The sequence below is a fragment of the Streptomyces cyanogenus genome, from assembly GCF_017526105.1.
Taxonomy (GTDB): domain Bacteria; phylum Actinomycetota; class Actinomycetes; order Streptomycetales; family Streptomycetaceae; genus Streptomyces; species Streptomyces cyanogenus.
Window position 1 is genome coordinate 2,047,447 of the sequence record NZ_CP071839.1, and the last position, 14,033, is coordinate 2,061,479.

General features: G+C 71.0%; 10 protein-coding genes. 3 read left to right on the forward strand and 7 right to left on the reverse strand.

Annotated elements, in window-relative coordinates:
* Window positions 1–203 precede the first annotated feature (203 nt).
* Window positions 204–506, forward strand: coding sequence for a ferredoxin (locus tag S1361_RS09115; RefSeq protein WP_208031334.1), 303 nt, complete (start codon window positions 204–206; stop codon window positions 504–506).
* A gap of 7 nt (window positions 507–513) precedes the next feature.
* Here S1361_RS09115 and S1361_RS09120 read toward each other — a convergent pair whose 3' ends face one another.
* From S1361_RS09120 to S1361_RS09130, 3 genes are all read right to left on the reverse strand, one after another.
* Entirely contained in the window at window positions 514–1,095 is a 582-nt protein-coding gene (locus S1361_RS09120; RefSeq protein WP_208031335.1) for a hypothetical protein, read from the reverse strand.
* 224 nt (window positions 1,096–1,319) lie between these two features.
* On the reverse strand, window positions 1,320–2,222 hold the full coding sequence (locus S1361_RS09125) for a tRNA (adenine-N1)-methyltransferase (protein ID WP_043499232.1): 903 nt from the start codon (window positions 2,220–2,222) through the stop codon (window positions 1,320–1,322).
* 44 nt (window positions 2,223–2,266) lie between these two features.
* A complete protein-coding gene (locus S1361_RS09130; protein WP_208031336.1) occupies window positions 2,267–3,784 on the reverse strand; it encodes a site-2 protease family protein in 1,518 nt (505 codons plus the stop codon).
* Window positions 3,785–4,271: 487 nt separating this feature from the next.
* Here S1361_RS09130 and S1361_RS09135 point away from each other — a divergent pair, with 487 nt between their 5' ends.
* The gene (locus tag S1361_RS09135; RefSeq protein WP_279577653.1) at window positions 4,272–5,150 is read left to right on the forward strand and encodes a RecB family exonuclease; all 879 of its coding nucleotides are present in this window, start codon (window positions 4,272–4,274) and stop codon (window positions 5,148–5,150) included.
* A 53-nt stretch (window positions 5,151–5,203) separates the two neighbouring features.
* Complete coding sequence (locus S1361_RS09140) at window positions 5,204–5,875, forward strand: response regulator (protein ID WP_208031337.1); 672 nt, start codon at window positions 5,204–5,206, stop codon at window positions 5,873–5,875.
* Window positions 5,876–5,969: 94 nt separating this feature from the next.
* Here S1361_RS09140 and S1361_RS09145 read toward each other — a convergent pair whose 3' ends face one another.
* The 4 genes from S1361_RS09145 to metH form a co-directional block, all read right to left on the reverse strand.
* Window positions 5,970–7,550, reverse strand: a complete 1,581-nt coding sequence (locus S1361_RS09145; RefSeq protein ID WP_208031338.1) for an ABC transporter substrate-binding protein — start codon at window positions 7,548–7,550, stop codon at window positions 5,970–5,972.
* Between the two features lie 100 nt (window positions 7,551–7,650).
* Window positions 7,651–9,255 carry an ABC transporter substrate-binding protein gene (locus S1361_RS09150; RefSeq protein ID WP_208031339.1) on the reverse strand — a complete coding sequence of 535 codons (1,605 nt, stop codon included), beginning with the start codon at window positions 9,253–9,255 and terminating at the stop codon, window positions 7,651–7,653.
* A gap of 433 nt (window positions 9,256–9,688) precedes the next feature.
* On the reverse strand, window positions 9,689–10,390 hold the full coding sequence (locus S1361_RS09155) for an HAD family hydrolase (protein WP_208031340.1): 702 nt from the start codon (window positions 10,388–10,390) through the stop codon (window positions 9,689–9,691).
* A 112-nt stretch (window positions 10,391–10,502) separates the two neighbouring features.
* Window positions 10,503–14,018 carry a methionine synthase gene (gene metH, locus S1361_RS09160; protein ID WP_208031341.1) on the reverse strand — a complete coding sequence of 1,172 codons (3,516 nt, stop codon included), beginning with the start codon at window positions 14,016–14,018 and terminating at the stop codon, window positions 10,503–10,505.
* Window positions 14,019–14,033: the final 15 nt, after the last annotated feature.

The following is a 14,033-nucleotide window of genomic DNA, read 5'->3' on the forward strand; positions in this document are numbered from 1 at the left end:
CCTGAAGTGATCGACCCGGCCGTCGGGGCACCCCTGTCCCGGTCCGGCGCTGGTACCCGAGCGGGCGGGGCCGGAAACCCGGAACCGGTGCCACCGGGCCGCGCCGCGGGCGGAGGTAGGGTCGAGGGTGTTCAACAGCCGCTGGAGCGGACCCGGCTGGCCCTCGTGGGCCCGGACCGCCCGGCGAACCGACGGCAGGAGAGATGACCGTGCAGCAGGAGGCCCCGGGCGGCGAGGCGCTGGAGGTCTGGATCGACCAGGACCTGTGTACCGGCGACGGGATCTGCGCCCAGTACGCCCCGGAGGTGTTCGAGCTGGACATCGACGGGCTGGCCTATGTGAAGGGCGCGGGCGACGAACTGCTCCAGGCCCCCGGGGCGACCACGCCGGTGCCGCTGCCGCTGCTGGCGGACGTGGTGGACTCGGCGAAGGAGTGTCCCGGGGAGTGCATCCACGTGCGCCGGGTTTCGGACAAGGTCGAGGTGTACGGGCCCGACGCGGAGTGAGTCCGGGTCAGACGCTGTGGGCCCCGGCCGGCGTGGAGCGCAGGAAGGCGTTGCCGTTCCACCGCCACGCGGCCGGGGTCTTCACGTCGGGGCAGCAACTGGGCACGGCGTCCGAGGAGTAACCGAGCAGGGTGGCGGAGACGGTCCGCCGGCGCAGTGCGAAGTCGGTGACCGTGAGCCGCTGCCGGGGTTCGACGAGGGTGGCGACCACACGTGGCCTGCCGCCGTCCGCGGCGCGGGTGAGGACGTAGACCCCGTCGGGCGGGGTGCCCATGGGGGCGTCGCAGTGCACCACCGCGACGGTTTCCGGTCTGCCGTCGCCGTCCAGGTCGCCGGTGGCCTTCTTGGCGACCACCGCCTTCACCGGGCCGCACTGCAGCGGGAACGCCACCCCGGCCGTGCTCGGCGGCGCGACGGCCGCCGTGGCGGACCTGCCCTCGGCGGCGGAGGCGGACTGGGCGGCCGTGGCCGATCCGGGCTGGACGACGGAGGAGAGGGCCACGACGCCCGCGACGGCCGTGGCGGTGGCGACCCAGTGGATGGGCCGGGTGTGCGTGTGGGCGAGCTCCGGAACGGCGGATTGCTGCACGAGGAGTGTCTCCTGTGAGGGCTGTGCCGGTGGGGTGGCCTGCATGGTGCCACACGTCACAGTGCGAGGGAACGGCGGGGTCCGCCGTTCCCGCAGGCGACGGGCCCGCGCGCGGGAGGCTCCGATGCTGGTACCGCGTCAACGGACGGGCGCCGTGACCGAGTTCCCGTCCGTCGGTGGGGAACTGGGCCACGGCGCCCTGACGTTGTACGCGCGCGTGCCGGTCAGCGGCCGGCGCCGCCGTCGGCGTTGGGGCCGGCGTAGTCCTCGCCGTAGGCGCCCTTGGCGGGGCGGCGGCGGCGCATGGGCGGCTCGACGCCGTCCGCGAGGCGGCGGGCGGTGAGCAGGAAGCCGGTGTGGCCGATCATCCGGTGGTCCGGGCGGACGGCCAGGCCCTCGATGTGCCAGTTGCGGATCATGGTCTCCCAGGCGGTCGGCTCGTTGAAGCAGCCGATCTCGCGGATGGACTCCACGGTCCGGGCGAGCTGGGTGGTGGTGGCCACGTAGCAGCACAGGATGCCGCCCGGCACGAGCGCCTTGGAGACGGCCTCCAGGCACTCCCAGGGGGCGAGCATGTCGAGGATGACGCGGTCGACGTCGGTGTCGGACAGGTTGTCCTGGAGGTCGCCGACGGTGAGCTGCCAGGCGGGGTGCGGGCCGCCGAAGTAGCGCTCCACGTTCTGCCTGGCGATCTCGGCGAAGTCCTCGCGGCGCTCGTAGGAGTGCAGCATGCCCTGGTCGCCGATGGCCCGCAGCAGGAAGCTGCTGAGCGAGCCGGAGCCGACGCCGGCCTCCACGACGCGGGCGCCGGGGAAGATGTCGGCGAAGGCGAGGATCTGCCCCGCGTCCTTCGGGTAGACGACGGCTGCCCCGCGGGGCATGGACAGGACGTAGTCGGGGAGCAGGGGGCGCAGCGCGAGGTAGGCCACGTTGCCGGTGGTGCGGACAACGCTGCCCTCGGGAGCGCCGATCAGTTCGTCGTGCGGGAAGGAACCCTTGTGGGTGTGGAAGTTCTTCCCTGCTTCGAGCGTGAACGTGTAGTGGCGGCCCTTGGGGTCGGTCAGCTGTACCTGGTCCCCGACCTTGAAGGGCCCGCGCCTGCGGGCGGCACCGGTCGGTTCGGACATGTGACCAGCGTACCGGTCCCGGTGAGGGGTGCCGACCACGGCGGCTAGGCGGTGGGCCTCGCCATCGCCTTGACGAAGGCCCGCTCGACGTCCGCGGCCGACAGGACGCCGTAGATCTCGCCGTTCTCCTCGACCACCAGGTACTCGGTGGCCGGGGTGGCGCGCAGGACGTCCAGGAGTTCTTCCCCGGCCAGCTCGGCGGAGACCCGCATGCCGTCGGTCAGCTCCTGGGCGAGCCCGCTGACGGCCACCCAGGGGCGGCGGTGCTCGGGTACGCCGACGATGGCGGCCTCGCGGACGAGCGAGAGCGGCTTGCCGTCGGCGTCCACCACGACCAGGGCGCGGGCGCCGGCGGCGTTGGCACGGCGCAGCGCCTCGGAGAGCGGGGTGTCGTTCTCGACCGGTACGGCCCGCCGGGTCAGGGCGCGGGCGCGCAGCTCGGGGAGGTGTTCGCGCAGCCGGGCCATGCGCAGACTGTTGCCGGCGCCGGTCCAGATGATCGCGGCCAGGATGGCGGCGAGCAGGGCGTCGGTGACGGTGTCCATGCCGCCCACGTCCTCGCCGCTGCCGCCGAGGGCGCCGGACTGGTTGAGCAGCGGGAGGCCGATCAGGACGGCGACGGCCAGGGCGCGGCCGACCCAGGCGGCGGCGACCGTGCCGGTCATCGGCTTGCCGCTGATCTTCCAGACGACGGCGCGGAGCATGCGGCCGCCGTCCAGGGGGAGGCCGGGGAGGAGGTTGAAGATCGCCACGATGAGGTTGGAGACCATCAGGCCGGCCAGCAGGACGCCGGGGACGGTGCCGGGTTCCACGGGTTTCATGGCGAGGTAGAACAGGCCGGCCAGCACGAGGGAGAGCAGCGGGCCGACGAAGGCCAGCACGAACTCCCGGCCGGGGGTCTCGGCCTCCTTCTCGATCTCCGAGACGCCGCCGAAGAACTGCAGCTGGATACGGCGGACCGGGAGCTTGAAGCGGATCGCGGCGACCGTGTGGGCCAGCTCGTGGACCAGGACGGAGGCGTAGAAGGCGACCGCGAAGAAGAGGGAGACCAGGTAGCGGGCGGCGCCCAGCTCGGGCAGCACGCGGTCGAGCTGTCCGGCGAAGACCCAGGTGATCAGGGCGGCGACGAGGAACCAGCTCGGCGCGACGTAGACGGGCACGCCGAAGGGGCGGCCCATCAGCAGGCCGCCGCCGGGTTCCTTCGGCCGGGGCTCGGGCGGTTCGCCCTTGGCGATGCCGGAGTGGGCGAGGGAGCGGTGTTCGGCGGTGGCGTCCGGGGCCGGGTGCTCGGCCGCGGCGTGCGGGGCCCGGTGTTCGGGGGCGGCGTCCGGGGCCCGGGGCTCCGGCTCGGCCGGCTCGTCGGGGGCGGGCGCGCCGCCGCTGTCCGGGGCGGGGCCGGCGGGCCGGGTCTGCTCGGCGTCGTCCTGCCGGGGCGCGGGCGTGTCGGGCTCGGGGCCGGAGTGGTCGGTGGGTCCGGTCGCCGGGGCCGTAGGGTCAGCGGAGTGCTCGGCCGGCTCGTCGTTGCCGGACCGCGGCTGCCCGCTCCCGCCGCTCACGTCCACGGTGTCCCCTCGTTCGAAGCGTCTTCCGTGCCTGCCGGACGGAAGGGTCTCTGGTCGATGGTATGCGGCCGTCGTGGCACGTTTCGCCCCGGCACCCCTTGTGTTTGCCCCGCGATCGCACGGTCGACCCGGGCGGCGACCGGGTCACTGTCAGTGGCGGGCCGTAAGGTCTGTGGACATGGACAGCAGCATCGACGAGGTGGCGGCCCAGCCGGGCGGCGCCGACCGCACACCCCCGGCCACCCCGTCCCGGCCACCGAGCCCGCCGATGCCCGCCCCCACGGAGCCGCCGGCGGGCGACGGATCCGGCACCGCCCCCGGACCGGCGAGCGGCACGGCCGAGCACGACGGACGGGCGGCGCCCGTCCCGGCAGCGGGCGGTGAGGACGACGCTCCCGGTACGGCACCGGCAAGCGGCACCACCGAGACCGGCTGCCCCGGCACGGCCGGCCTGGCAGCGGGCGGCGCCGCTGTGACCGGTACCGCTGTGACCGGTACCGGGCAGGACAGCGGTTCCGGCACGGGTGGGGGGCGCGGTGGTCCGCCCACCTCCTTGTCGCCGTCCCGGGCCAGTGACTTCATGCAGTGCCCGTTGCTGTACCGGTTCCGGGTGATCGATCGGCTGCCGGAGAAGCCGAGCGCGGCGGCGACGCGGGGCACGCTGGTGCACGCCGTGCTGGAGCGGCTGTTCGACGCGCCCGCCGGGGAGCGGACCGCGCCGCGGGCCAAGGCGCTGATCCCGGGGCAGTGGGACCGGCTGCGGGAGACCAGGCCCGAGGTGACCGAGCTGTTCGCGGACGACCCGGACGGGGAGCGGCTGGCCGGCTGGCTCGCCGAGGCCGAGCGGCTGGTGGAGCGCTGGTTCACCCTGGAGGACCCGACGCGGCTGGAGCCGGCCGAGCGCGAGTTGTTCGTGGAGGCCGAGCTGGAGTCGGGGCTGCGGCTGCGCGGGATCATCGACCGGGTGGACGTGGCGCCGACCGGCGAGGTGCGGATCGTCGACTACAAGACGGGCAAGGCGCCCCGCCCGGAGTACGCCGAGGGCGCGCTGTTCCAGATGAAGTTCTACGCCCTGGTGGTCTGGCGGCTGAAGCGGGTGGTCCCGCGCCGGCTCCAGCTCGTCTACCTCGGCAGCGGGGACGTGCTGACGTACGACCCGGTCCCCGCCGATCTGGAGCGGGTGGAACGCAGACTGCACGCGCTGTGGGAGGCGATCCGGCAGGCCACGGAGACCGGGGACTGGCGGCCCCGGCCGACCAAGCTGTGCGGCTGGTGCGACCACCGGGCGCACTGCCCGGAGTTCGGCGGCACTCCCCCGCCCTACCCGCTGCCGGTCGGGCCGGCCGGGTCCTCCGGGACCGGGTGATCCGGGAAACGCGGGCAGGGCAGAATGGGGCGGGACTAGCGAAGGAGTGTCACGTGGCCATCCGTGTCCTACTGGTCGACGACCAGCCCCTGCTGCGTACCGGTTTCCGGATGATCCTGGAGGCCGAGCAGGACATCGCGGTCGTCGGCGAGGCCGGTGACGGCCTGCAGGCCCTCGACCAGGTGCGCGCGCTCCAGCCGGACGTCGTGCTCATGGACATCCGGATGCCGCGGATGGACGGCGTGGAGGCCACCCGGCAGATCACCGGGCCCGGCCGGGACGGTCCGGCCAAGGTGCTGGTGCTGACCACGTTCGACCTGGACGAGTACGTGGTGGAGGCGCTGCGCGCCGGCGCCAGCGGCTTCCTGCTCAAGGACGCGCCCGCCGACGAACTGGTGCAGGCGATCCGGGTGGTGGCGGCCGGTGAGGCCATGCTCGCGCCGAGCATCACCCGGCGGCTGCTGGACAAGTACGCCACGCACCTGCCGTCCGGCGAGGAGCCGGTGCCGGACACCCTGCACACCCTGACCGACCGTGAGGTCGAGGTGCTGAAGCTGGTGGCGCGCGGGCTGTCCAACGCCGAGATCGCCGCCGATCTGTTCGTCAGCGAGACGACGGTGAAGACGCACGTGGGGCATGTGCTCACCAAACTGGGCCTCAGGGACCGCGTGCAGGCCGCCGTGTACGCGTACGAGAGCGGTCTGGTGCGCCCCGGCGCCCAGTGAGATCCGCGAGACGGAAGGGCCCGTACGGGAGCCCGTACGACGGCGAAGGGCGCCCCTGCCTCTGCGGAGCGGGGCGCCCTCGGCGTATGCGGCTTCAGCTCTTGCTGAGTTCCCAGAACCGGAACACCGTGGAAGCGTCCAGGCAGTACTCGAGGCCGTAGACGCCGTCGCGGACGACCGCGTACTGCTTGGCCTGCCACACCGGCAGGACCGGCAGTTCGGCGGCGACGATGTCCTGCAGCTTCCCGAAGTCCTTGTCGGTCGCCGCGCGGTCGCTCTGCGCGGCGGTGCCGGGGATCAGGGACTTGACGATGGTGCGGTTGCTGTAGTTGTTGCCCAGCACGTTGCCCTTGCCGAAGAAGGGCGCGGTGAAGTTGTCGGCGTCCGGGTAGTCCGGCACCCAGCCCTTCACGTACACGCCGTACTTGCCGGCGGCGATGTCCTTCTCGTACTGGCCGTAGGCGACCGACTGGACGTCGGCGTCGAACAGTCCGCTGGCGTTGAGCTGGCCGGCGATGGCCTTCAGCTCCTCGTCGGTGGCCGGGCCGTAGCGGGACGGCGTGGACCACAGGGTGAGCTTCACCTTGCCGGTGATGCCGTCGGCGCGCAGTGCGGCGGCGGCCTTCTCCCGCGAGGGGCGGGCGCCGTAGCTGTCGAAGAACGCGGTGTTGTGGCCGGTTATGCCCGCCGGGATGATCGAGTACAGCGCGGTGGCGGTGCCCTGGTAGACGTCCTTGATGAGGGCGTCGCGGTCGATGAGGTAGGCCATGGCCTTGCGGACGCCGAGCTTGCCGGCCACCGGGTCCTTCATGTTGAAGACCAGGTGCTGGACCTCGGCGCTGCTGCCCTCGATGACGTCGACGCCCTTGCTGTCGGCCTGCTCGTCGAGCTGGGCGATGTCGGCGGCGGTCAGGCCTCGGTAGGCGATGTCGATGCCGCCGTCGAGGAGGGCCTGCTTCAGGGCGGTGCGGTCGCCGTGGAAGAACTTCAGCGTGACGCCGGAGTTCTTGACCTTGGCGGTGCCCCGGTAGTTGCCGTTGGCGGAGAAGACGGCCTGGTCCTTGTCGAAGGATTCCAGCTTGTAGGGGCCGGAGCCGACGGCCTGGTGGTCGGTGCGCAGGCCGTTCGCGTCGTACTGGCTGTGGTCCACGATGGAGCCGGCGCCGGAGGCGATCTTGCTGGGGAAGGTGGCGTCGGGCACCTTCAGACGGAAGACGGCCGTCTTCGCGTCCGGCGTCTCGACCTTGTCGAGCATCGGGAACATGATCGCGGGACCGGCGGGATCGTTGATCTTCAGCATGCGGTCGAAGGAGAACTTCACGTCCGCGGAGGTGAGGGCGTCACCGTTGCTGAACTTCAGGCCGTCCTTCAGCTCGCACTTGTAGACCATGGCCCGGGAGTCGGTGAAGCCGCACTGCTTCGCCAGTTCGGGCTGGGGTTCGGTCGCGCCCTTGGGGAAACTGAGCAGCGACTGGAAGACGTTGTTGAACAACAGCCAGGAGCCGGGGTCGTAGCCGGATGCCGGGTCCGTGGCGAGGACGTCGTCGGACATCCCCATCACCACGGAGGAGCCGGTGCCCCCGGAGTCACCGGTCTCGGAGCCGCAGCCGGTCAACAGGCCGGAGGCCAGCCCCGCCACGAGGGGCAGGACTGGCCACTGGTTGCGCATGTTCACTTTGAAATGTGCCTTGTCGTCGGTTCGTCAGCCCGGGGCCGCCGTCCCTGGTCCCGGGCGCCGGGGCCGCGCTGTGCTCGGCCCCGGGGGCGGAGAGCCGTCAGCCGCTCACACCGCGGCCGAGCTCCCACAACTGAAGCGTAGACGACGAGTTGAGGGCGTAGGCCACGCCCGTGATGTCGTCCCGTGCGGCGACGTACTGCTTGCCCTGCCACAGCGGCAGCACCGGGACGTCCTCCGCGACGATGTCCTGGATCTCGGTCAGGCTCTTGGACGCGCCGAGCCGGTCCGCCTCGCGGCGGGACTGGGGGATCAGCGTGCGCTGGATGCTGCTGTTGTCGTACGGCGAGCCGAGGAAGTTGTTCTTGTCGAGGAAGGGCGCGAGGAAGTTGTCGGCGTCCGGGAAGTCGGGGAACCAGCCCATGCCGTAGACGTCGTACTGGCCCTTCCGCTCGGCGGGCCGGAAGGTCGCCCAGGGGTGGCCCTCGATGGAGACGTCGAACAGACCGCTGTCGTTGAGCTGCTTCTGCAGGATCTCGAACTCCTGCTTGGTGGCCGAGCCGTAGTGGTCGGTGGTGTAGTGCAGGGTCAGCTTCACCGGGGTGGTGATGGCGGCCTTGGTGAGCAGGTCCTTCGCCTTGGCGAGGCTGGGGTTGCCGTACTTGTTGAAGAACGAGTTGGAGTGGCCGGTGACGGTGGCCGGGACCAGCGAGTACAGCGGCTCGGCCTGGGTGCCGTAGACCTTGGAGACCAGTTCGCCGCGGTTGATGAGCTGGGCCATGGCCTGGCGTACGGCCTTCGACTTGACGCTGGAGGCGTCGGTGTTGAAGGCGAGGTAGCGGATCTCCAGACCCGGCATGTCGACCAGGTCGACCTTGTCGTCGCCGCCGCCGTCCAGCTTCTGGATCTGCGCGGGCGACATGGTGCGGGTCATGACGTCGATGTCACCCTTGTCGACCGCGGCGCTCATGGCGTCGGCGTCGGCGAAGGAGCGCAGCTCGACCTTGTCGTTGTTCACCTTCACGCTGCCCTTGTAGGAGGGGTTCCTGGTGAAGGTGGCGGAGACGATCGCGTCGTCCTTGACCTCGGCCTTGAAGGTGTACGGGCCGGAGCCGTCGACCTCGAAGCCGTCCCGGAGCTTGTCCTTGTCGTAGTCCTTCGGGTTGACGATGCCCGCGACCGGGGTGGACAGCTTGTACGGGAAGGTGGCGTCGGCCGTCTTCAGGTGGAAGACGACCTCGCGGTCCCCCTGCGTCTCGATGGTGTCGATGGTGTTCAACAGGGCCGAGACACCGCTGTCGGCGTTGATGCGCAGCGCACGCTCGATGGAGTACTTGACGTCCTGGGCGGTCACCGGGTCGCCGCTGGAGAACTTCAGGTCCTCGCGCAGCTTGCAGGCGTAGCGCTCACTGCCGCTGTCGGTGAAGGAGCAGCTCTCGGCGGCCTCCGGGGTGGGGGCGCCCTCGCCCTTGGGCTGGGCCATCAGGGTCTGCACGGACTGGCGCAGGATGTTCCACGTGCCGACGTCGTAGGCGTAGGCCGGGTCGAGGGGCGCCGGGGCGTCCTTGGTGGCCGTGAACTGGTCCGTGGTACCGACGACGATGGCGTCACCGCTCTTGCTCCCGCTGTCCGATCCGCCGCACGCGGCGAGAACCGGGGTGAGCAGGCCGGCCACCGCCGGCAGCACCAAAGTCTTGCGGTTCATGCGGGAGTTTCTCCAGAGCTGTTCGGGTCCTTGTATCCGGCATGCATGGGTGGTGCGGCGGATCACAAGGGTTCTCGGTGATGTTCTCGCGATGAGATTAGTCCGCGCCGACAGCCCGGTTCACAGCGCCGTGAGTTGACCTCTCATCACGCAGTGGAACCGGCCGCGGACACACCGAAAACCCGACAGCGACAGGATTAGTGCAGCGTCCCCCCAATCGGGACACAAGGTGCCGCCGATCCCCCCACCTCAGGGTGGGTCAGCACACTTGGCCGACGTTGTCGAGCCGCTCCGGCGTGAGGAACGTCACACCCCCAACTGTCCCGTCGGTCAGCAGAATTCGGCCGGTCGGCAGCCTGTTAATTCCCCGCCGGTGTACTTCCCCGGAAATATGTCCAGCACGGCCAATGGACATCGCACTCTGGGTGAACGGCTAGCGCATTTCCGTCATCAGGCCCCGGAGAAATGCCAGGTCGACCTCTTCCAGGGAGGAGACGACGGTCCGCCCCGCGGCCGGGCCGATGGGTGCGACGGAGGGTACGGCGACCACCCGGCAGCCCGCGGCCTCGGCGGCGGCGACCCCGGTCGAGGTGTCCTCGACGACGGCACATCTGGCCGGATCCGCACCGAGCCCCGCGGCGGCGAGCAGATACGGGTCCGGGAACGGCTTGGTGCGGGAGACCTCGTCGCCGGCGACGGAAAGGGTGAAGTGGTGCGGGCCCAGGACGGACAGCACACGGTCGATGATGCGCCGGTGGGAGGCGGAGACCAGGGCGGTCGGGATCTCGTACTCGTACAGCTCGGCGAGGAGCCGGGAGGCGCCGGGCATCAGCGGCAGGGTGCGGCCGATGCGGTCCTCGAAGCCCTCGTTCAGCAGCACGGTGAGTTCGGCGAGCGTGATGTCGGCGCCGGTCGCCTCGATGAGGAAGCCGGCGCTGCGGGTCATGGGACCGCCGACGACGACGTGCCGCCAGGTCTCGTCCAGGGTGTGCCCGAGGGAGGCGAAGACCTCCACCTCGACGTCCCACCAGAAACCCTCGGTGTCCACCAGGGTGCCGTCCATGTCGAGCAGCACGGCCTGCAGGGCGGAGCCTTCGGCCGTACGGGTTCCGAGCGCGGGGACCGTGCTGGTCATCCTGGCGCACCTCCTTGAGGGACGACCAGGCCGGTTCCCGGGCTGGGAACCGGCCTGCAGTGGACCGACCAGTGTACGACTTATCCGATCAGTGTGCTGGGTGAGACACGCTTCACCGTGCGTTGAAGTACTTCGCCTCGGGGTGGTGGATCACGATGGCGTCCGTGGACTGCTCGGGGTGGAGCTGGAACTCCTCGGACAGGTGGACGCCGATCCGCTCGGGCCGGAGCAGCTCCGCGATCTTGGCGCGGTCCTCCAGGTCGGGGCAGGCGCCGTAGCCGAGGGAGAAGCGGGCACCCCGGTACTTCAGGTCGAACATGTCCTGGATGTCGGCGGGGTCCTCGCCGGCGAAGCCGAGTTCGGCGCGGACGCGGGCGTGCCAGTACTCGGCCAGGGCCTCGGCCAGCTGGACGGACAAGCCGTGCAGTTCGAGGTAGTCGCGGTAGGCGTTGGCCGCGAAGAGCTTGGCCGTCTCCTCGCCGATGCGGGAGCCGACGGTGACGACCTGGAGGCCGACCACATCGGTCTCGCCGGACTCCTCCGGGCGGAAGAAGTCGGCCAGGCAGAGGCGACGGCCGCGGCGCTGGCGCGGGAAGGTGAAGCGGGTGCGCTCGTTGCCCTGCTCGTCCAGGATGATCAGGTCGTCGTCCTTGGAGACACAGGGGAAGTAGCCGTAGACGACGGCGGCCTCGAGGAGGTTGTCGGTCTGGAGCCGGTCGAGCAGACCGCGCAGCCGGGGCCGCCCCTCGGTCTCGACCAGTTCCTCGTAGGTCGGCCCCTCGCCGGTGCGGGCCTGCTTCAGCCCCCACTGGCCCTTGAACAGCGCACCCTCGTCCAGCCAGCTCGCGTACTCCTTGAGCTGGATGCCCTTGACGATGCGGGTGTCCCAGAAAGGCGGGGTGGGCACGGGGTTGTCGGTGGCGACGTCGGAGCGGACATGGCCCTCCTCGGGCCGCTCCTCGACCTCGACGGCGGCGGTGGCCCGCACCCGGCGCTGCCGCAGCTCGGGCAGCTGCGCGCCGGGGACGCCCCGCTTGACGCCGATCAGGGCGTCCATCAGGCGCAGGCCCTCGAAGGCGTCCCGGGCGTAGCGGACCTCGCCCTCGTAGATCTCGTGCAGGTCCTGTTCGACGTAGGCCCGGGTGAGGGCGGCGCCGCCGAGGATGACCGGGAAGCGGGCGGCGAGGCCGCGCTGGTTCAGCTCCTCCAGGTTCTCCTTCATGATCACCGTGGACTTCACGAGCAGCCCGGACATGCCGATCACGTCGGCCCGGTGCTCCTCGGCCGCCTCCAGGATCGCGGAGACGGGCTGCTTGATGCCCAGGTTGACGACGTTGTAGCCGTTGTTCGACAGGATGATGTCGACCAGGTTCTTGCCGATGTCGTGCACGTCGCCGCGCACGGTGGCCAGCACGATCGTGCCCTTGCCCTCGGCGTCCGACTTCTCCATGTGCGGTTCGAGGTAGGCGACGGCGGCCTTCATCACCTCGGCGGACTGCAGGACGAACGGCAGCTGCATCTGGCCGGAGCCGAACAGCTCGCCGACGACCTTCATGCCGTCCAGCAGGGTCTCGTTGACGATGTCGAGCGCCGGGCGGTCCCGCAGGGCCTCGTCGAGGTCGGCCTCCAGGCCGTTGCGCTCGCCGTCGATGATCCGGCGCTTGAGCCGCTCGTCCAGCGGCAGCGCGGCCAGTTCTTCGGCCTTGCCGGCCTTCAGGGACTTCGCCGTGGCGCCCTCGAAGAGCTGCATGAGCTTCTGGAGGGGGTCGTAGCCCTCGCTGCGGCGGTCGTGGATCAGGTCGAGGGCGGTCTGGACCTCTTCCTCGCTGAACCGGGCGATCGGCAGGATCTTGGAGGCGTGCACGATCGCCGAGTCCAGGCCCGCCTTGACGCATTCGTCCAGGAAGACGGAGTTCAGCAGGATGCGGGCGGCCGGGTTGAGGCCGAAGGAGATGTTCGACAGGCCCAGCGTGGTCTGCACGGCCGGGTGCCGCCGCTTCAGTTCACGGATCGCCTCGATGGTGGCGATGCCGTCCTTGCGGGACTCCTCCTGACCGGTGCAGATGGTGAAGGTCAGGGTGTCGATGAGGATGTCCTCCTCACGGATGCCCCAGTTCCCGGTCAGGTCGGCGATCAGCCGTTCGGCGATCTCGACCTTCTTCTCCGGGGTGCGGGCCTGGCCCTCCTCGTCGATGGTGAGCGCGATCAGCGCGGCGCCGTGCTCCCGCGCCAGCTGCGTGACCTTGGCGAACCGGGAGTCCGGGCCGTCGCCGTCCTCGTAGTTCACCGAGTTGATCACCGCGCGGCCGCCGAGCTTCTCCAGACCGGCCCGGATGACGTCGACCTCGGTGGAGTCCAGGACGATGGGCAGGGTGGAGGCGGTGGCGAAGCGGCCGGCCAGCTCCTCCATGTCGGCGACGCCGTCCCGGCCGACGTAGTCCACGCACAGGTCGAGCATGTGCGCGCCCTCGCGGATCTGCTCCCGGGCCATCTCCACGCAGTCGTCCCAGCGGCCCTCCAGCATGGCCTCGCGGAACTTCTTGGAGCCGTTGGCGTTGGTGCGCTCGCCGATGGCCAGGTAGGAGGTGTCCTGCCGGAACGGGACCGACTGGTACAGGGAGGCGGCGCCCGGCTCGGGGCGCGGGTCGCGCTCGGCGGGGGCGAGGTCCCGGACCCGCTCGACGACCTGGCGCAGGTGCTCGGGGGTGGTGCCGCAGCAGCCGCCGATCAGGGAGAGGCCGTATTCGCGGACGAAGGTCTCCTGCGCGTCGGCGAGCTCCGGTGCGGTCAGCGGGTAGTGGGCGCCGTCCTTGCCGAGGACGGGCAGGCCCGCATTGGGCATGCAGGACAGGCGGACGCGTGACTGGCGGGCCAGGTAGCGCAGGTGCTCGCTCATCTCGGCGGGGCCGGTGGCGCAGTTCAGGCCGATCATGTCGATGCCGAGCGGCTCCAGCGCGGTCAGCGCGGCGCCGATCTCCGAGCCGAGCAGCATGGTGCCGGTGGTCTCCACCGTCACCGACACGATCAGCGGGACCTCGTACCCGGCGGTCTCCATCGCCCGGCGGGCGGCGATCACGGAGGCCTTGGTCTGGAGGAGGTCCTGGGTCGTCTCCACCAGCAGGGCGTCGGCGCCGCCGGCCAGCAGGCCCTCGGCGTTCTGCTGGTAGGCGTCGCGGATGGCGGTGAAGGTGGTGTGCCCGAGGGTGGGCAGCTTGGTGCCGGGTCCCATCGAGCCCAGCACCCAGCGCTGCCGGCCGTCGCGGGCGGCGAACTCGTCCGCCGTCTCGCGGGCGATGCGGGCGCCGGCCTCGGACAGCTCGGCGACGCGTTCGGCGATGTCGTACTCGCCCAGGGCGGTGAGGTTGGCCCCGAAGGTGTTGGTCTCGACGCAGTCGACGCCCACGGCGAAGTAGGCCTCGTGGACGGAGCGCACGATGTCGGGCCGGGTGAGGTTGAGGATCTCGTTGCAGCCCTCGAGGTGCTGGAAGTCCTCGAGGGTGGGCTCCTGTGCCTGGAGCATCGTGCCCATCGCTCCGTCGGCGACCACCACACGGGTGGCGAGCGCCTCACGGAGCGCGGACGCACGGGTCCGGCTGTCGGCGGAAGGGGACGTCGGCGACGAGGCCATGTAGGGGCTCCCTGG

What these genes read in the sequence shown, in the direction of transcription:
- S1361_RS09115 (WP_208031334.1), top strand. Translation starts at nt 204, where the DNA reads ATGACCGTGCAGCAGGAGGCCCCGGGCGGCGAGGCGCTGGAGGTCTGG.
- S1361_RS09125 (WP_043499232.1), bottom strand. Translation starts at nt 2,222, where the DNA reads ATGTCCGAACCGACCGGTGCCGCCCGCAGGCGCGGGCCCTTCAAGGTC.
- S1361_RS09150 (WP_208031339.1), bottom strand. Translation starts at nt 9,255, where the DNA reads ATGAACCGCAAGACTTTGGTGCTGCCGGCGGTGGCCGGCCTGCTCACC.
- S1361_RS09155 (WP_208031340.1), bottom strand. Translation starts at nt 10,390, where the DNA reads ATGACCAGCACGGTCCCCGCGCTCGGAACCCGTACGGCCGAAGGCTCC.
- metH (WP_208031341.1), bottom strand. Translation starts at nt 14,018, where the DNA reads ATGGCCTCGTCGCCGACGTCCCCTTCCGCCGACAGCCGGACCCGTGCG.